Annotated in this window: 20 protein-coding genes; 10 read left to right on the plus strand and 10 right to left on the minus strand. The window is 62.0% G+C overall.

Going from position 1 to position 15318, the window contains the following annotated elements:
- Positions 1-15: 15 nt before the first annotated feature.
- From accB to aat, 3 genes are read left to right on the plus strand one after another with little or no spacing between them, the layout of a single operon-like run.
- Positions 16-474, plus strand: a complete 459-nt coding sequence (accB, locus tag EJ076_RS21920; RefSeq protein WP_109671760.1) for an acetyl-CoA carboxylase biotin carboxyl carrier protein — start codon at positions 16-18, stop codon at positions 472-474.
- 10 nt (positions 475-484) lie between these two features.
- On the plus strand, positions 485-1828 hold the full coding sequence (gene accC / locus EJ076_RS21925) for an acetyl-CoA carboxylase biotin carboxylase subunit (protein ID WP_023812133.1): 1344 nt from the start codon (positions 485-487) through the stop codon (positions 1826-1828).
- A 12-nt stretch (positions 1829-1840) separates the two neighbouring features.
- A complete protein-coding gene (gene aat, locus EJ076_RS21930) occupies positions 1841-2458 on the plus strand; it encodes a leucyl/phenylalanyl-tRNA--protein transferase (protein WP_126069243.1) in 618 nt (205 codons plus the stop codon).
- Positions 2459-2470: 12 nt separating this feature from the next.
- Here aat and EJ076_RS21935 read toward each other — a convergent pair whose 3' ends face one another.
- The 3 genes from EJ076_RS21935 to EJ076_RS21945 form a co-directional block, all read right to left on the minus strand.
- Complete coding sequence (locus tag EJ076_RS21935; protein ID WP_126069244.1) at positions 2471-2857, minus strand: hypothetical protein; 387 nt, start codon at positions 2855-2857, stop codon at positions 2471-2473.
- A 73-nt stretch (positions 2858-2930) separates the two neighbouring features.
- Entirely contained in the window at positions 2931-3518 is a 588-nt protein-coding gene (locus EJ076_RS21940; protein ID WP_164548699.1) for a DUF2155 domain-containing protein, read from the minus strand.
- 141 nt (positions 3519-3659) lie between these two features.
- Positions 3660-4058, minus strand: coding sequence for an NADH:ubiquinone oxidoreductase subunit NDUFA12 (locus EJ076_RS21945; protein ID WP_109671704.1), 399 nt, complete (start codon positions 4056-4058; stop codon positions 3660-3662).
- Between the two features lie 241 nt (positions 4059-4299).
- On the opposite strand from EJ076_RS21945, the gene panB reads away from it, so the two are divergent.
- A complete protein-coding gene (panB, locus tag EJ076_RS21950; protein WP_245463103.1) occupies positions 4300-5130 on the plus strand; it encodes a 3-methyl-2-oxobutanoate hydroxymethyltransferase in 831 nt (276 codons plus the stop codon).
- Positions 5127-5978, plus strand: a complete 852-nt coding sequence (gene panC, locus EJ076_RS21955; RefSeq protein WP_126069246.1) for a pantoate--beta-alanine ligase — start codon at positions 5127-5129, stop codon at positions 5976-5978. The genes panB and panC overlap by 4 nt, the downstream gene beginning before the upstream one ends.
- 35 nt (positions 5979-6013) lie before the next feature.
- Here the strand turns inward: panC and EJ076_RS21960 are convergent, their stop codons facing one another.
- The 5 genes from EJ076_RS21960 to gatB form a co-directional block, all read right to left on the minus strand.
- Positions 6014-6358, minus strand: a complete 345-nt coding sequence (locus EJ076_RS21960; protein WP_164548700.1) for a VanZ family protein — start codon at positions 6356-6358, stop codon at positions 6014-6016.
- Between the two features lie 102 nt (positions 6359-6460).
- The gene (locus tag EJ076_RS21965) at positions 6461-7159 is read right to left on the minus strand and encodes an AIM24 family protein (RefSeq protein ID WP_109671767.1); all 699 of its coding nucleotides are present in this window, start codon (positions 7157-7159) and stop codon (positions 6461-6463) included.
- 116 nt (positions 7160-7275) lie between these two features.
- Positions 7276-7764 (minus strand): GNAT family N-acetyltransferase, encoded by a 489-nt coding sequence (locus EJ076_RS21970; protein ID WP_126069247.1) that lies wholly within the window; start codon positions 7762-7764, stop codon positions 7276-7278.
- 15 nt (positions 7765-7779) lie between these two features.
- Positions 7780-8475 (minus strand): hypothetical protein, encoded by a 696-nt coding sequence (locus tag EJ076_RS21975; protein WP_126069248.1) that lies wholly within the window; start codon positions 8473-8475, stop codon positions 7780-7782.
- Complete coding sequence (gene gatB, locus EJ076_RS21980; RefSeq protein WP_126069249.1) at positions 8472-9977, minus strand: Asp-tRNA(Asn)/Glu-tRNA(Gln) amidotransferase subunit GatB; 1506 nt, start codon at positions 9975-9977, stop codon at positions 8472-8474. Before gatB ends, EJ076_RS21975 begins: the two co-directional genes overlap by 4 nt.
- Positions 9978-10257: 280 nt before the next feature.
- On the opposite strand from gatB, the gene EJ076_RS21990 reads away from it, so the two are divergent.
- On the plus strand, positions 10258-10515 hold the full coding sequence (locus EJ076_RS21990; RefSeq protein WP_023759402.1) for a YjhX family toxin: 258 nt from the start codon (positions 10258-10260) through the stop codon (positions 10513-10515).
- 48 nt (positions 10516-10563) lie between these two features.
- Here EJ076_RS21990 and EJ076_RS21995 read toward each other — a convergent pair whose 3' ends face one another.
- Positions 10564-10995 (minus strand): CBS domain-containing protein, encoded by a 432-nt coding sequence (locus tag EJ076_RS21995; protein ID WP_109671710.1) that lies wholly within the window; start codon positions 10993-10995, stop codon positions 10564-10566.
- A gap of 87 nt (positions 10996-11082) precedes the next feature.
- Positions 11083-11838 carry a rhomboid family intramembrane serine protease gene (locus tag EJ076_RS22000; protein ID WP_126069250.1) on the minus strand — a complete coding sequence of 252 codons (756 nt, stop codon included), beginning with the start codon at positions 11836-11838 and terminating at the stop codon, positions 11083-11085.
- Positions 11839-12226: 388 nt separating this feature from the next.
- Between EJ076_RS22000 and EJ076_RS22005 the strand changes: the two genes are divergently transcribed.
- The 4 genes from EJ076_RS22005 (at position 12227) to EJ076_RS22020 (ending at position 15292) form a co-directional block, all read left to right on the plus strand.
- Positions 12227-12859 (plus strand): PAS domain-containing protein, encoded by a 633-nt coding sequence (locus EJ076_RS22005; protein WP_109671712.1) that lies wholly within the window; start codon positions 12227-12229, stop codon positions 12857-12859.
- A gap of 140 nt (positions 12860-12999) precedes the next feature.
- Positions 13000-13617: a PilZ domain-containing protein gene (locus tag EJ076_RS22010; RefSeq protein ID WP_109671769.1), complete on the plus strand. Its 618-nt coding sequence runs from the start codon at positions 13000-13002 to the stop codon at positions 13615-13617.
- A 270-nt stretch (positions 13618-13887) separates the two neighbouring features.
- The gene (locus EJ076_RS22015; protein ID WP_109671713.1) at positions 13888-14496 is read left to right on the plus strand and encodes a transglutaminase-like cysteine peptidase; all 609 of its coding nucleotides are present in this window, start codon (positions 13888-13890) and stop codon (positions 14494-14496) included.
- A gap of 235 nt (positions 14497-14731) precedes the next feature.
- A complete protein-coding gene (locus EJ076_RS22020; protein WP_126069251.1) occupies positions 14732-15292 on the plus strand; it encodes an ankyrin repeat domain-containing protein in 561 nt (186 codons plus the stop codon).
- The last annotated feature ends 26 nt before the right edge of the window (positions 15293-15318 follow it).

A 15318-nucleotide genomic window follows, 5' to 3' on the forward strand; every position in this document is an offset into this window, starting at 1 on the left:
ACAGAAGGCTCGAAAATGTCGATAAAGAAGACCGGTGTTGACCAGCAGCTGATCCGCGATCTGGCGGGCATACTGAACGACACCAACCTGACCGAGATCGAGGTCGAACTGGGCGACCTGAAGGTGCGCGTCTCGCGCCAGGCACCGGCCGTTCATGCGATCGCAGCGCCGCAGCCGGCCTATGCCCCGGCAGCAGCCCAAGCTGCCGCCATCGCTGTGCCTGTTGTAGCCGACCTTTCCAAGAATGCGGTCACCTCGCCGATGGTCGGTACCGCCTATCTGGCGCCGTCGCCGGATGCCAAGGCATTCATCGAGGTCGGCCAGAAGGTCAAGGAAGGCCAGACGCTGTTGATCATCGAAGCGATGAAGACGATGAACCAGATCCCCTCGCCGCGCGCCGGTACTGTGACGGCGATCCTGTTCGAGGATTCGCAGCCGGTCGAATATGGCATGCCGCTCGTCGTGATCGAGTAGAGCGGGCCTGATGTTCCAGAAGATCCTCATCGCCAATCGCGGCGAAATCGCCCTCCGGGTCCTGCGCGCCTGCAAGGAACTCGGCATCCAGACGGTGGTGGTGCATTCGACCGCCGACGCCGACGCCATGCATGTGCGGCTCGCCGACGAGAGCGTCTGCATCGGCCCGCCGCCATCGCGCGACAGCTACCTCAACATCCATCAGATCGTCGCCGCCTGCGAGATCACCGGCGCTGATGCCGTGCATCCGGGTTACGGCTTCCTGTCGGAGAACGCCAAGTTCGCCGACATACTGGCCGCGCACAACATCACCTTCATCGGCCCATCCGGCGACCATATCCGCATCATGGGCGACAAGATCGAGGCCAAGCGCACCGCCAAGCGTCTCGGCATTCCGGTTGTGCCAGGTTCCGACGGCGCCGTCACCGATCAAAAGGAAGCCAGGCGCATTGCCGCCGAGATCGGCTATCCCGTGATCATCAAGGCCTCGGCCGGCGGTGGCGGGCGCGGTATGAAGGTCGCCCTCACCGAAGCTGATCTCGAGATCGCCTTGCAGACAGCAAGCACGGAAGCCGGTGCGGCCTTCGGCGACGATGCCGTCTACATCGAGAAATATCTGGAAAAGCCGCGCCACATCGAGGTGCAGGTGTTCGGCGACGGCTTTGGCCGCGGCGTGCATTTCGGCGAGCGCGACTGTTCCTTGCAGCGCCGCCACCAGAAGGTCTGGGAAGAGGCGCCCTCGCCGGCCCTCAATGCCGAAGAACGCGCCCGCATCGGCGGTATCTGCGCCAAGGCCATCGCCGACCTCGGCTATTCCGGCGCCGGGACCATCGAATTCCTCTACGAGAACGGCGAGTTCTATTTCATCGAGATGAACACGCGCCTGCAGGTAGAGCATCCGGTGACCGAAGCCATCACCGGCATCGATCTCGTGCACGAGCAGATCCGCGTCGCCTCCGGCGGCGGCCTGTCGGTGAAGCAGGAGGACATCAAGTTCAACGGCCACGCCATCGAATGCCGCATCAACGCCGAGGACCCGCGCACCTTCACGCCCTCGCCCGGCACGATCACCCACTTCCACACGCCGGGCGGCCTCGGCATCCGCGTCGATTCCGGCGTCTATTCCGGCTACAAGATCCCGCCCTATTATGACAGCCTGATCGGCAAGCTGATCGTGCATGGGCGCAACCGCGTCGAGTGCATGATGCGGCTGCGCCGGGCGCTCGATGAATTCGTCGTCGACGGCATCAAGACGACGCTGCCGCTGTTTCGTGATCTCGTCGGCAATGCCGACATCGCCAATGGCGACTACGACATCCACTGGCTGGAAAAATATCTGGCCAAGGAAGAGTAGCGCGCAGACGCGATGACCCGTCCCTACGCGCCCGGCTATCGCATCCCCACCGACCTTTTGCTTAAGGCCTATGCCTCGGGCGTCTTCCCGATGGCCGAAAGCGCCGGCGACCCGGAGGTGTTCTGGGTGCGCCCAGAGACGCGCGGCATCATTCCACTCGATGGTTTTCACGCGCCGAAAAGCCTGAAGAAAACGATCAAGAAGCACCCTTTCGACATCCGTTTCGATTTCGATTTCGAAGCCACGATCGACGGTTGCGCGGAAAAACGTGCGGAACGGCGGTCGACCTGGATCAACGCGCCGATCCGCGAAGCCTATGTCGAACTGCATCGGATAGGGCATTGCCATTCGGTCGAGGCGTGGCGCGAGGACCGGCTGGTCGGCGGTCTCTATGGCGTATCGCTTGGCCGGGTGTTTTTTGGCGAAAGCATGTTCGCCAGGGAGACGGACGCCTCCAAGACCTGCCTTTTCCATCTCGTCGAGCGGCTGAAGGCACGCGGCTTTGCTCTGCTTGATACGCAGTTTACCACCGAGCACCTCAAGCGCTTCGGCGCGATCGACGTGCCGCGCGGCAAATACGAGAAGATGCTGGCCGACGCACTGAAGGGCGAGGCCGTATTCTACCCCTGACGATTGAGCCCCTTATTTCCCGGAAGCGGCTTCCATCGGCGTATGCGCATGGAACATCATCTTCCAGCCATTGACGCGATGGACATAGCCGGTGCTGACCAGGGCCGCGTAGGTTTCGCCGTTCTCCCGCGTGGCATGCGCCTCGTAGGTCAGCATGACAATGTCGCTGCCCGGCTCGATGATACCCTTGAGGTCGATCTTCAGGTCCCGCCAACGGTTGGGCCTGGTTGCGGTCTTGGCGAGATCAGCATTGTCCATCGCCTTGGCCATCTGCGGAAATGCCACCAGGCATTCGGTGTCGGCATTGGCCGCATAGTAGGCCGCGTCGCCCGTCCAGAACCCCTTTTCGAGCTCCAGCAACTCTTTCTTGCCGGCGGTGATCCGCTTGCTGTCTGACATCGGAAAATCCTCCCTGCGCATAAATGCACGGTCGTCAGGCCCAACGCATGGTGGCCAGGACGGTTCCGAAGGATCAGTTGGAGTCGGTCGTATCGGGTTCCGAAGCGTCCGGCTCGGCCACATCAGGCTCGGTCACATCTGGAGTGGCTGCGGGCTTCGGTTTGGCTGCGGCAGGCTTGGGTGCCTCGGCTTTGGTTGCGTCGGCCTTGGCGCCGTCGGGCGCCGGCACATCCGACTTCTGCTTGCATTCCTTCAGCCAGACGTCATAGACGGCATGTTCGACGGCGTTGAGGCCGGGGCTTTCGGCAAACATCCAGCCGGTGAAGATGCGGCGGATCTTGCGGTCGAGCGTGATCTCGTCGACCTCGACGAAGGAATCCGTCTTCGGCTCCTCGGTCTGCGGCCGCGAATAGCAGACGCGCGGCGTCACCTGCAAAGCACCGAACTGTACGGTCTCGTCGATATAGACATCGAAGGTGATGATGCGGCCGGTGATCTTGTCGATGCCGGCAAACTCGGCGACGGGATTGGTGACCCGGTTCGCTCCCGGCGCCGGCGCCGGCGCGGCGGGTTCAGGCGAAGCCGCGAGGGCCGCGGTGCTGACGGCAAGGCCGGCGGCTACCATCAGGCCGCCCATCGATGTCAGGCTGAAAAAGCTCATATAGGGGTACCGGTGGTTCGCGCCCGGGTGATTCTGTCGATCGCCAAGGCTAGTCGCCGTTTTCTGATCAGCAAGCAGCTAAACACCAATTGTGGCGATAAAGGACCGGCTTGCACCTTGCGCCGTTACAAGTCGGGGCCGTTACGACCCGGGCGTCCAGGCGTCATAGTCGCCGGTGACCTGCGGGCGGTGCTGATTGGTCAGTACCGAACCCTTCGGACGATAGGCTGCCGGAGTGCCGGTCAGATTGGGCTGATGCGACTTCTGCCAGTCGCGCGGCTTGTAGTCTTCGCCGGACGGCGCGACGTCGACACGGTGATGTATCCAGCCGTGCCAGCCAGGCGGTATCGCTGAGGCTTCCGAATAGTTGCGGTAGATGACCCAGCGGCGCGTGCGGCCTTCCGAATCGATGCCGCCCTCATAATAGATGTTGCCCGTCTCGTCCTGGCCGACCCTCTTGCCATGCCGCCAGGTGTGCAGGCGCGTTCCCAGCGTCTGGCTGTTCCACCAGGTGAAAAACTGCGTAAGGAAAGTCTTCATCACAAAACCCTCGCGCCGACGGCGCCCGTTTCCTGCTTATGGCGTCAGGCCTTGCCGAAGGCAAGGCTTTTGCCACGTGGAGCGCGCAAATGGCTTGCCGGAAACCCGATACAAGCCTGTGATCTTTCCGGGCGACAGGATGGGCGCTTGCCAAGCCTTTGCGGTCTTTCTAAAGCTCTGCGCGCCCATGCGGGCATCCAGCCCGGCTTGAGGCCGAAGGAGGTGACGATTGGCCACGGAATTGCCGACCACCGATATCCGCATCAGCACTGAGGCGATTCGCCGCCGCAAGGCCGGCACGCCGATTGTCTGCCTGACCGCCTACACCTACCCCGTCGCCCGTCTGCTCGACAACCATGTCGACCTGCTTCTGGTCGGCGACAGTGTCGCCATGGTCCTGCATGGCTACAAGACGACGCTGGGCGCCTCGCTGGAGATGATGATCGCGCATGGCCAGGCGGTGATGCGCGGCTCGGCCAAGGCCTGCGTCGTCGTCGACCTGCCGGCTGGCACCTATGAGGCTTCGGCGACACAAGCCGTTGCCTCGGCGCGGCGGGTCATCGACGAAACCGGCTGCCAGGCGGTGAAGCTCGAAGGCGGCGTCGACATGACCAGCCAGATCGCGGCCATCGTCGCCGCCGGCATTCCGGTGATGGGACATATCGGCCTGCAGCCGCAATCGGTCGAGAAGGACGGCGGCTACAAGATCAAGGGCCGCACCGAGGAGGCTGTCGCGGCTTTGCTTCGCGATGCGCTTGCCGTCGAGAACGCAGGGGCTTTCTCGGTGGTCATCGAAGGCACGGTCGAGGCCGTCGCCGCCGATATCACCCGCCGCATCGCCATTCCAACCATCGGCATCGGCGCCAGCGGCGACTGCGACGGCCAGATCCTGGTCATCGACGACATGGTCGGGCTCACCGTCGACCGCGTGCCGAAATTCGTCAAGGAATATGCCGATCTGCGCAGCGTGATCTCGCGTGCCGCCGAAACCTACGCGGCGGAGGTGCGAAGCCGGACATTCCCCGGCCCCGGCCATGTCTTTTCGGCGACAAAGAGCAGGGATGACGCATGAACCAACCCGTCGCCGTCGACAGCGTTGCCGCACTTCGCGCGCAAATCCGTGACTGGCGGCGCGATGGCCTTCGTGTCGCCATGGTGCCGACCATGGGCGCATTGCATGACGGGCACATCTCGCTGGTCAGGATCGCGCTCGAAAGGGCCGATCGCTGCGTCGTGTCGATCTTCGTCAACCCGACGCAGTTCGCGCCGACCGAAGACCTCGACAAATACCCGCGCCAGCTCGCCCGCGACCTCGACCGGCTGGGCGTGGCAAAAGCCGACCTTGCCTTCACACCGACGGTTGGCGAGATGTATCCTGCCGGCTTCGCTACAAAAATCTCGGTCGGCGGCCCCTCAGCCGGGCTCGAATCGGACTTTCGGCCGACCTTTTTCGACGGCGTCGCCACCGTGGTGGCAAAGCTCCTCCTACAGGCAACGCCCGACTGTGCGGTCTTTGGCGAGAAGGACTACCAGCAGCTTTGCGTCGTCAGGCAGCTCTGCCGCGACCTCGACCTGCCCGTCGACATCATCGGCGCACCGACGATACGCGACGCCCATGGTCTCGCCATGTCGTCACGCAACGCCTATCTCAGTGAGGCCGAACTGAACATCGCCCGCCAGTTCAACGTGATATTGCGCAACACGGCGGTGGCTCTGGCAGCAGGCGCCGACCAGAGCGACGCAACCGAAGAGGCCAGCAGCGCCCTCGTCACCGCCGGCTTCCAAAAGGTCGACTATGTCGAGGCCCGCGAAAGCCGGAAGCTTGCGCCATGGCGCCGAGACCGCGAAGGGCGCCTGCTCGCGGCCGCATGGCTCGGCAAGACCAGGCTGATCGACAATGTGGAGGTTGCCTCTACCTAAAGTGGATCGTCGATGCGGCGGCTTTCTGCCCGCGCCTACGGCTCTCCTATTCGTCCGCTGCTCCTGACGAACAATTGCCCCACGAGGATCCCGACAATGCCTGCGCAGGCTTTCACGACTGCGTCGGAAAGCTGCGCGTGGCGACCGGGATCAATGATCTGAAGCAGTTCCAATATGCCGGCGGTCACAGCCACGAAGATCACGGCTTGATACAGTCGATTGGGGAAGCCGAGCGCCAGGGCGAAGCCCAACAGGACATAGGCCAAGGCACGCTCAACATTCGCTTCGGCGATGTGCGGCCGCATCTGGATCGGAGACAAGGTCGCGAAAATGATGATGGCGAGCAGCGCCAACGCTACAGTGCGGGACAGTTTGGTCATGCCCTTGCATATCCGTGGTAAGCCGGCACAGCAAATGCCGGGATGACGCATGGCCGGATCGCTGCCGTCATGCCGTGACGCCCACCGGTGGCTTTCGTCGAACTATTCCTCGGTCGGCATATGCAGATACATAGACTGGATGCCGACCCGACCCGGCCCGGTGAACCGGTTGACGATGAAATTCATGTTGGCGCCGAAGAAGCCGCTCGAGAGGCGGTCGATCTTGGTTTCCATCCTGACCGAGACATCCTTGAACAGCCAGCCACCCGGTTCGATGTCTATGGTTTCGCCGGCGGCGAGCGTCTTTTCGAAGACATTGCCATAGCCGTGCAGCCAGACGATGCCGTCGCCGGAATCGCCGCGAAAACGGTCGATGAAGAAGCCGCTCTGGCCAAACAGCATCGTCGCCAGGCCGCGCACGCGCTCGAAGGTGTAGTCGACATTGCCGGTGGCGGCGAGAAACTGGTGCTCGCGCACCTGGATCTCCTCGCCGTGCCTGAGATGGATCGGCACGATGTGGCCCGGCCCATCGCGGCTGAAGGCAACGATGCCCGCCCCCGACGCCTCGGTGACGAAGATCTGCATGCCGGCCATCATGCGCTTCAGCGCACCCTTCAGCGATTTCAGGCCGATGGTGATGGTGGAATTCTTCCACAAAAGGATGTGATGCTCGAAATAGACCGGCATCCGCGTCACATCGACCGAAAGCACCGGCACCAGCTCGCCCGCTATATGATAGGTGACGCCGCCAAAGGTCTCGTCCGACACCTGTGTCGGCATCAGTTCCGGCAAGCTTGGCATGAACATCCCCCTCGCGCCGTCGCGTCCCTTGGATGCGGACGCGGGCTCAGGCAGCGTTGATACGACTGCGGGGGCCGGTCAAATCAAAAACGCGAGACAATTGCCGGCCGGGCTGTCTATCCGAGCGACTTCTCGAAACTCAGCGTCGTCGGCCTTGCGGTCTCATGAGTATCCGCGGCGGCGCTGACGGGCAAGAAACCCTTCGATCGGTAGAAAGCAATGGCAGCGCCATTGGCCTCCTCGACCTCGACACGCAGCGTTCGCGCTTCCGGGAAACTGGTTTCGACCTCGTCGAGCAGTGCTTGTCCAATCCCGCGCCTTTGGCAGTCCGGATGGACGTAGAGCTGGTTCAACAGAATGACCTTCGCATCGGCGGTGGCCGCGGCGAAAGCCATGCCGCCGATGCGCTTGCCATCATCGGCCACCAGGAACTCCGAGTTCGGCCGTGTCAGCCGCGAGCGGAGCGAGGCAATCGAGTGCCATTCATCGGTGATCTCGGTGACTTTGGCAGCGCCATAGATGGCGTCATAGGTCGCATGCCAGGTTTCCACCAGCAGCGTCCGCACAGCGGCAAGGTCGCGCTCTCCGGCGGTGCGGACGAACATGGATTCTTTCCCCGCCTATGCTGCGACCGGCTTGTGCCGGAAGTCGATCACGGCAAGCAGCACGACCCAGACCAGAAGCACCATGCTGCCCGGCATGTTGGCCGCCATGGCGGTGTCGGAGAAACCGGTTGCCGCGGTAGCGAAACCGCCGATCAGGACACCCACGGCGCCGGCGCCGCCAAGCGACGACAGCCACAACGGACTGTGCCTAGCCTGACGCAGGGCGACATTGGCGAGCAAAACCGTCAAGCCGAGCAGCATGGCACTGATCGCGGCAAAGCCGACTTCGATCTGGCGCACGGCGAAGGCGGCACTGAACAACGATGGTTTTGTCGCCGCATCAGCCATTGCCCAGGCATCGACCACCGCTTTCAGCGCAATGCCGTCGACGGCCTGCAAGGCAGCTGCCGCCGCCAGAGACGCTGCGCCGAATACGGTCGTCAGAAGCGCCCAGCCACGAAGCGGGCCGGCCGACGGACGGCCAAGGATGAGCACCAGGCCGGCGACCATAGACAGGACGCCGGCAAGCTGTGCCATGTGGCTGAACAGCCAGACAGGGTCGGCGGCATATTCACGGAAGGCGCGAAGCGCATCATTCGGGTCTTCATGCATCGGATGAAGCAGCGTGCCGACAAAAAGCAGCACGGCGCCGGCAATCAACAGAGCCGACGAGACGCTTGCCGGGTTTCCCGGGTTCGGGTCTCCGCTCATTGATCCGCTATGCCGAGCTTAGTCTTCACCAGGTCGTTGACCGCTTGCGGGTTGGCCTTGCCGCCGGTCGCCTTCATCACCTGGCCAACGAACCAGCCGGCCATGCTCGGCTTGGCGCGCGCCTGTTCGACCTTGTCGGGGTTGGCAGCGATCACCTCATCGACAGCCTTCTCGATGGCGCCGGTGTCGGTGACCTGCTTCATGCCACGGCTTTCGACCAGCTGGCGCGGATCGCCGCCCTCGTTCCAGACGATCTCGAACAGGTCCTTGGCGATCTTGCCGGAGATGGTGCCATCCTTGATCAGGTCGATGACCGCGCCGAGCTGGTCGGGCGAAACCGGAGCGTTTTCAATGTCCTTTCCGGCCTTGTTCAATTGCCCGAGCAGATCGTTGATGACCCAGTTGGCGGCGAGCTTGCCGTCGCGGCCGGCGGCCACCTTCTCGAAATAGTCGGCGATCGGCTTTTCCGACACCAGGATCGAGGCGTCATAGGTCGACAGGCCGAGCGACACGATCAGCCGCGCCTTCTTGTCGTCGGGCAGTTCCGGCAATTCCTTGGCCAGTGCATCGACATAAGCCTGGTCGAATTCCAGCGGCAGAAGATCCGGATCGGGGAAGTAGCGGTAATCATGCGCCTCTTCCTTGGAGCGCATCGAACGCGTCTCGCCCTTGACGGCGTCGAACAACCGCGTTTCCTGGTCGATCTTGCCGCCATCCTCGAGAATGGCGATCTGCCGGCGCGCCTCGTAGTCGATGGCCTGGCCGATGAAGCGGATCGAGTTGACGTTCTTGATCTCGCAGCGCGTGCCGAACTCGCCGCCCGGCTTGCGCACCGAGACGTTGACGTCGGCGCGCATCGAACCTTCGTCCATGTTGCCGTCGCAAGTGCCGAGATAACGCACAATGGTGCGCAGCTTGGTGACATAGGCCTTGGCTTCGTCGGCCGAGCGCATATCCGGTTTGGAGACGATTTCCATCAGCGCCACGCCGGAGCGATTCAGGTCGACATAGGACATGGTCGGATGCTGGTCGTGCATCGACTTGCCGGCATCCTGCTCCAGATGCAGCCGCTCGATGCCGACCTCGATGTCCTCGAATTCGCCCTGGCGGTCCGGGCCGACCGAGACGATCACGGTGCCCTCGCCGACGATTGGCTGCTTGAACTGCGAGATCTGGTAGCCCTGCGGCAGGTCGGGATAAAAGTAGTTTTTCCGGTCGAAGACCGACTTGTGGTTGATCTGCGCCTTCAGCCCAAGGCCGGTGCGGATCGCCTGCTTGACGCATTCCTCGTTGATGACGGGCAGCATGCCGGGCATCGCCGCATCGATCAGGCTGACATTGGCGTTAGGCGCCGCGCCGAAAGCGGTCGAGGCGCCCGAAAACAGCTTTGCTTCCGATGTGATCTGCGCATGGACCTCGAGGCCGATGATGATCTCCCAATCGCCGGTGGCGCCGGAAACAAGGCGCTTGGCGTCGGGCGTGCGGGTGTCGATGAGGGACATTTTGGCCTGCGTATTGGAACTACGGATTATGCGTTTACGCATATTTTGGTGTGCAACTTCGCTAGTGCAAACCGCCAAAAGAGACAAGCGCAAAGCCGCAGACTGGCCTTTTCAGCCGCTTTCGCCTATTAGATGTCCATTCCAATGGAGAGTGGATGTCCACTTACGCTCAGTCCCGGTAAGGCCCTGACCTCCTAGCGAGGCAGGGCAGAAAACCTGAAACCCCGCGCCGCGAAGCTTCGCGGCGGCGGCATTTTTTGTTTTCCCGGAAAACTCTCCCATGGATATTTCGCGCATAGAACAGCGCATCCTGCACCTGCTCGCGCAGGGCGGACGCATTGAAATAGAAAAGAACGAGAAAAAGCGGATCGCCTCCGTCAAATGCCTGACCCGCGATGGCTGGCACTATCCGGGCGTCGATCTCGACATGTTTCGAAAACTGAAGCGGAAGAAGGCGGTTTCTTCGTCGGGAGGCGGACCCTACCGCATCACCCGGCGCGGGCTCGAACTCGTCCGTTCCGAACTCGACAACAGGTAGATACGGCTCCCGCCGGTCGGTTCTCCGGCCGGCGGTTCCCTTCACCGCTCAGGCGGTGGCGATATAGGCCCTGATCTCGTCGGCCTCGCGTTCGACATCCTCGATGCGGCGCTTGACCACGTCGCCGATGGACACGATGCCATCGAGCATGCCGTCCTTTTCCACCGGCAGATGGCGGAAACGGCCTCGGGTCATGATCTCCATCACCTCGTTGACGGTGTGGTTTTCGTTGCAGATCTTCACCTTCGGCGTCATCGCCGAACGCACGGCGATATCGAGCGCGGCTCCACCTTCGCGGGCGACAACCCGCACAATGTCGCGCTCTGAAAGGATGCCGACGATCTTGTGATCGCCATTGGTGATGACCAGCGCACCGATCTTGTGTTCTGCCAGGATGCGGATGGCTTCGCTAAGCTTTTCGTTCGGCCCGAGCGTGAACACGTCATGGCCTTTTTTCTCGAGAATTGCCTTAACCGTCATGGCGTCCTCCTCTGCTTTGCCTGCCGGTTCCTGCCCTGACCGGCCTTCACATAAGAGTGAACATCGTGCGCCGCGATCGGTTGCATTTCAAGTGCGGTCGTCGGTCTCCCATTCAGGCGCCTGCCATCGCCTGTCGAACCAGCGCAGGCCGAAGAAGCCCGCGACAAAGCCGCCAATATGGGCTTCCCAGGCGATCTGGCCGTCTACCCCCGGGGCAAAGCCGAGAAGGCCTGTGGCGAGATTGATGATCATCCACACGGCAAGGAAGATCACGACGCCGCGCAAGCGCAATACGAATGCGATCGGCAGCACAGGACCGGCGAAAGCCGCCTTGCCGGCCGAACGGTCGGTGCGGAAGCCAAAACGCGCCGCAGCCCCCATCATGCCTGATATCGCACCGGAAGCGCCGACCAGCGGCGCCTCTCCGTAAGGGTGCACCGCCCAGAAAAGCGCGACCGAAGCCAGCCCGGTCACGGCAAAGAACAGCGCGAACCAGAGCGTGCCGAGGCGATTTGCCAACGGCGAACCGAAAGCGGCGAGCCACACCATGTTGATGGCAATGTGGGCAAGGCCACCATGCATGAAGGCGTAGGTGAAGGGCCGGGAAAACAGGAACCAGTCGAAGCCGTATTGGCCGGTGTAGAGAACAGGGATGAAGGCCCCGTTATACAGCAGTGTCATCTGCTGGGATTCGCTCAGCACATACTGCTGCAGCAGATAGACGGCCACGCAGATGCCGATCACCGCCAGCACCACGGGCGGCAGATTGAACACCGGCTCGCGCCGCTGTGGCGGCGCGTCCTGGACCGGGTCGGCATCCGGGGGCGTTACCGGTTCACTCATTGAAGTTGCACTCACTGCGGGATTCGGGATTCGAGCATCTAGATCACCGCGGACCGAACAGCAAACCGCGAATCGCTGGGCGCGAATCAAAAAAGAAGCCGTTCAAGGTTTCCCTTGAACGGCTGGTCGAGCCCCCTGCTCCCCTAAAACTCTTGACTGAAGTGCTGCCGATCGTCGCGAAACGACCGCTTCTGGAGTGGTTTTCATGTGCCACGGGGCTCGCTTCGATGCAATGTAAACCACTTGTTAACCTTAACGACCCCGACCCGTGAACAAGTGTTAACGACGCTGGCACGCTTCCTGCTCCGCAACGCATGTAAGTCATCGGAGGGCGCCCTTCTGTTCACCGATGGGACATCAGACGACAGATTGCGCGGAGCAGCATAGCATGAACCAGAACGGATCGATCACGCTGTTCCAATATTGGAACCGCCTGCGTGACGGACGCCCTGCCCCGAAGCGTTCGGAGGTCGAGCCGGCGGACATCAAATCGCTGCTGGCCGACACCTTTATCCTGGAACGGGACACGCGCGGGCAAGCCGTATTCCGGCTCGCAGGCACCAGGCTTTGCGCCTGCTATGGCCGCGAGCTCAAGGGATTTTCCTTTCCGTCTCTGTGGCGCGAGAAGGATCAGCGGCTCGTTTCGCGGCTGATCCACGGCGTCTTCGACCAGAAATCGGTCGTGCTCATCAGCTATGAGGGCTTCAGCCGCAACGGACGCTCCAACAAGTTCGAGCTGCTTGCCCTGCCGCTTGACGGCGGCGTCGAAAATCCGCGCTGCCTGGGCGTGATCAGCGCCGTGGAGAAGCCCTTCTGGCTGGGTGCCGACCCGATCACCGACGCGTTGATCGATTCGATCCGCGTCATCGATCCGGAAAAGGAGCTCCTGAACAACCGCCCGGCGATCGATGTTCCCTCGCTCGTTCCCGATGAACTCGGCGCACCCGAGACGATCTCGGCGCTCGGCCGGGCGCGCCGCATCCGCCATCTCGTCGTCTTCGATGGCGGGCGCGAGGAATAGTCCGCAATCTCGCGGCTTGATGCATAAAAACAAAACGCCTAGAGCGCCCGCTTTTCCCCTTTGTTAACCCGCTTTGTTGTACTTCTCTGATGAAGTTCCTCGCATCGATGCGTGGGATGCCAAACGGGGTGCAGGCAGTCATGAGGTCAGCGGCGGTCGACTACGCACCGTCCCAAGCTGAAAGGCGTAACTTTCAGCGCGTCCGGGTCAAGATATACGGGCGCTTCATGCTGGAAGACCGCACCGAGCACCCCTGCCAGGTCGTCGACATGTCTCCGGGCAATGTCGCGTTTCGCACCGACCGCATCGGCATGCCCGGCGAAAAGATCATCGCCTACATCGATCATATCGGCCGCATCGAAGGTGTCGTCACGCGCACCTTGCAGGACGGTTTCGCGATGACCGTCATTGCGTCGGATCGCAAGAAGGACAAGCTCGCCGCGCAATTGACCTGGCTTGCCAACAAGCACGAACTCGACCTGCCGGAAGACCGTCGCCACGAACGCGTCGCGCCGCGCAATCCGACCAGCGTGCTGCAGCTCACCGACGGCCGTCAGTATCAGTGCCGCATCATCGACCTGTCGCTCTCCGGTGCAGCCATCGAGATCGACGTCAAGCCGGCGATCGGCGTCCAGGTCATGCTCGGCACCATGCGCGGGCAGGTCGTGCGCCATTTCGAGGACGGCGTCGCGATCGAATTCGCCGTCATCCAGCGCCCCGAAACGCTCGATTCCGAATTCAACACGCCGCGCGCCTGACAAGGCCCGGCAGCAACACCGGGAAGCCGGCCCTCGCGGCCGGTTTTTTCGTTGTTACGTCCATGACCAGCGTGCTTCGGCTGCTGCCGGCAAGACTTACGTGACTATCAACGCACGAGGGTCAAGGCTTCAAAGCCAAACAATTTAATACTCAAATGATTCAAATTTTACGTTTATTCTATTGGCGTTTTACTCAATATCTACTTCGCGCTTTTGCCTCAAATAAATCCACATGTGGCAATGTCTCCTTCGAACGGGGAGACTACAACAATGAAGAAAACGAGGGGCAAGCTGTTGCTGGTGGCAATGGCGATGCAGCTTTCCGCTTGGGGATCAGCATATGCCGCGGGACCGGCCTATATGCACACCGGCGGACGCACCACGCAGCCTGTTGGCCATTATGAATTCTGCCAGCGCATTGCTGGCGAATGCAGCGAAAGAACCGCGAAGGGCGCGCCGGTCGAGTTGACCCGCAAACTGTGGGCGACGATCGTCAACATCAACAATTCGGTCAACACCCGCATCAAGCCGCGCACCGACATGGAAAACTACGGTGTCGAGGAATACTGGGCCTATCCCGACAATGGCTATGGCGATTGCGAGGACTACGCACTGGAGAAGCGTCGCGAATTGATGGATGCAGGCGTGCCCGCCGGCAATCTGCTGATGACGGTCGCGCGCCAGCCGAATGGCGACGGCCACGCGGTGCTGACCGTGCGCACCAGCCTGGGCGAGTTCATCCTCGACAATCTGGAGACCAAGGTGCTGTCCTGGACGGACACCGACTACACCTATCTCAAGCGCCAGTCCGATCAGAATTCCGGCGTTTGGGTGACGATCAACGACGGCCGCTCCGACGCGGTCGCCAGCGTCCGCTAAGGGCGCGACGAGAAACCCGGTCGAGTCCCCACCCTCCCCGTCCCCAACGACCGGGTCAAAGGAGCCGGCCCCGTCCCCGGGCCGGCTCCGCCATTTCTGGCGGAGGCAGTTCGAAAACCAATCAGCTTGGAGTGGCTGAAAAATCGCAATCTCATTCAGTCGAATCGTCCCGTCTTTCCACGCGCAGGAGATCGGGGCACTATAGGCCGTCAGTTTAGCCTTCAGGATCACGGTGATGTTGGAAATCCCGGAAGATCGATGCGAGCGCCATCGTCTGTTCAAGGCTATCGACGATGCCTTCAAGGCCGGCGACTTCGACGGCCTCGGCGTGGCCTTGGGCGGCTCACCCTGCTGGTTCGACGAGCGCATGCCGTTCGAATTCGGCCTTGGCCATCCGCTGGAATATGCGATCTATTGGAGCCCCGTCGGCTTCATCTCGACCTTACTCGATGCCGGCTCGGATCCGAATTATCAGGATCACGGCGGGTTTCCGTCCATCATTGCGGCGCTGTCCACCGACAGAGCAGACAGGCTGGACATCGTGCGGGTATTGATCGACGGCGGTGCTGCCCCCAACATGCGGGGCGTCAACGACTGGACGCCGCTTCACTATTCGGTGGCCATCCGCAGTGTCGATGCGATCCGCCTGCTTTTGGCAGCGGGCGCCGACCCGGCGCTCGAAACCCGCATCGATGACTACAGGACAGCCATCGAGGAAGCCGAGATTGCCGGTTTTGAAGCCGGTGCTTCATTGCTGCGCGATGCGATGGTCGGGCGCAGCTCCAACGGACAGTGAGTTGGGCGCGGCGAAACTATCACCGA

The organism is Mesorhizobium sp. M7D.F.Ca.US.005.01.1.1 (genome assembly GCF_003952545.1).
Taxonomy (GTDB): Bacteria; Pseudomonadota; Alphaproteobacteria; order Rhizobiales; family Rhizobiaceae; genus Mesorhizobium; species Mesorhizobium loti.

Excerpts from the sequence above, each read along its gene's own strand:
- EJ076_RS22005 (WP_109671712.1), top strand. The coding sequence starts at position 12,227 with ATGAACCAGAACGGATCGATCACGCTGTTCCAATATTGGAACCGCCTG.
- EJ076_RS21990 (WP_023759402.1), top strand. The coding sequence starts at position 10,258 with ATGGATATTTCGCGCATAGAACAGCGCATCCTGCACCTGCTCGCGCAG.
- EJ076_RS21940 (WP_164548699.1), bottom strand. The coding sequence starts at position 3,518 with ATGAGCTTTTTCAGCCTGACATCGATGGGCGGCCTGATGGTAGCCGCC.
- aat (WP_126069243.1), top strand. The coding sequence starts at position 1,841 with ATGACCCGTCCCTACGCGCCCGGCTATCGCATCCCCACCGACCTTTTG.
- EJ076_RS21945 (WP_109671704.1), bottom strand. The coding sequence starts at position 4,058 with ATGAAGACTTTCCTTACGCAGTTTTTCACCTGGTGGAACAGCCAGACG.
- panC (WP_126069246.1), top strand. The coding sequence starts at position 5,127 with ATGAACCAACCCGTCGCCGTCGACAGCGTTGCCGCACTTCGCGCGCAA.
- EJ076_RS21995 (WP_109671710.1), bottom strand. The coding sequence starts at position 10,995 with ATGACGGTTAAGGCAATTCTCGAGAAAAAAGGCCATGACGTGTTCACG.
- accC (WP_023812133.1), top strand. The coding sequence starts at position 485 with ATGTTCCAGAAGATCCTCATCGCCAATCGCGGCGAAATCGCCCTCCGG.
- EJ076_RS22015 (WP_109671713.1), top strand. The coding sequence starts at position 13,888 with ATGAAGAAAACGAGGGGCAAGCTGTTGCTGGTGGCAATGGCGATGCAG.
- EJ076_RS21975 (WP_126069248.1), bottom strand. The coding sequence starts at position 8,475 with ATGAGCGGAGACCCGAACCCGGGAAACCCGGCAAGCGTCTCGTCGGCT.
- EJ076_RS22020 (WP_126069251.1), top strand. The coding sequence starts at position 14,732 with ATGTTGGAAATCCCGGAAGATCGATGCGAGCGCCATCGTCTGTTCAAG.
- EJ076_RS21965 (WP_109671767.1), bottom strand. The coding sequence starts at position 7,159 with ATGCCAAGCTTGCCGGAACTGATGCCGACACAGGTGTCGGACGAGACC.
- accB (WP_109671760.1), top strand. The coding sequence starts at position 16 with ATGTCGATAAAGAAGACCGGTGTTGACCAGCAGCTGATCCGCGATCTG.
- EJ076_RS22000 (WP_126069250.1), bottom strand. The coding sequence starts at position 11,838 with ATGAGTGAACCGGTAACGCCCCCGGATGCCGACCCGGTCCAGGACGCG.
- EJ076_RS21960 (WP_164548700.1), bottom strand. The coding sequence starts at position 6,358 with ATGACCAAACTGTCCCGCACTGTAGCGTTGGCGCTGCTCGCCATCATC.
- EJ076_RS21935 (WP_126069244.1), bottom strand. The coding sequence starts at position 2,857 with ATGTCAGACAGCAAGCGGATCACCGCCGGCAAGAAAGAGTTGCTGGAG.
- EJ076_RS21970 (WP_126069247.1), bottom strand. The coding sequence starts at position 7,764 with ATGTTCGTCCGCACCGCCGGAGAGCGCGACCTTGCCGCTGTGCGGACG.
- EJ076_RS22010 (WP_109671769.1), top strand. The coding sequence starts at position 13,000 with ATGAGGTCAGCGGCGGTCGACTACGCACCGTCCCAAGCTGAAAGGCGT.
- gatB (WP_126069249.1), bottom strand. The coding sequence starts at position 9,977 with ATGTCCCTCATCGACACCCGCACGCCCGACGCCAAGCGCCTTGTTTCC.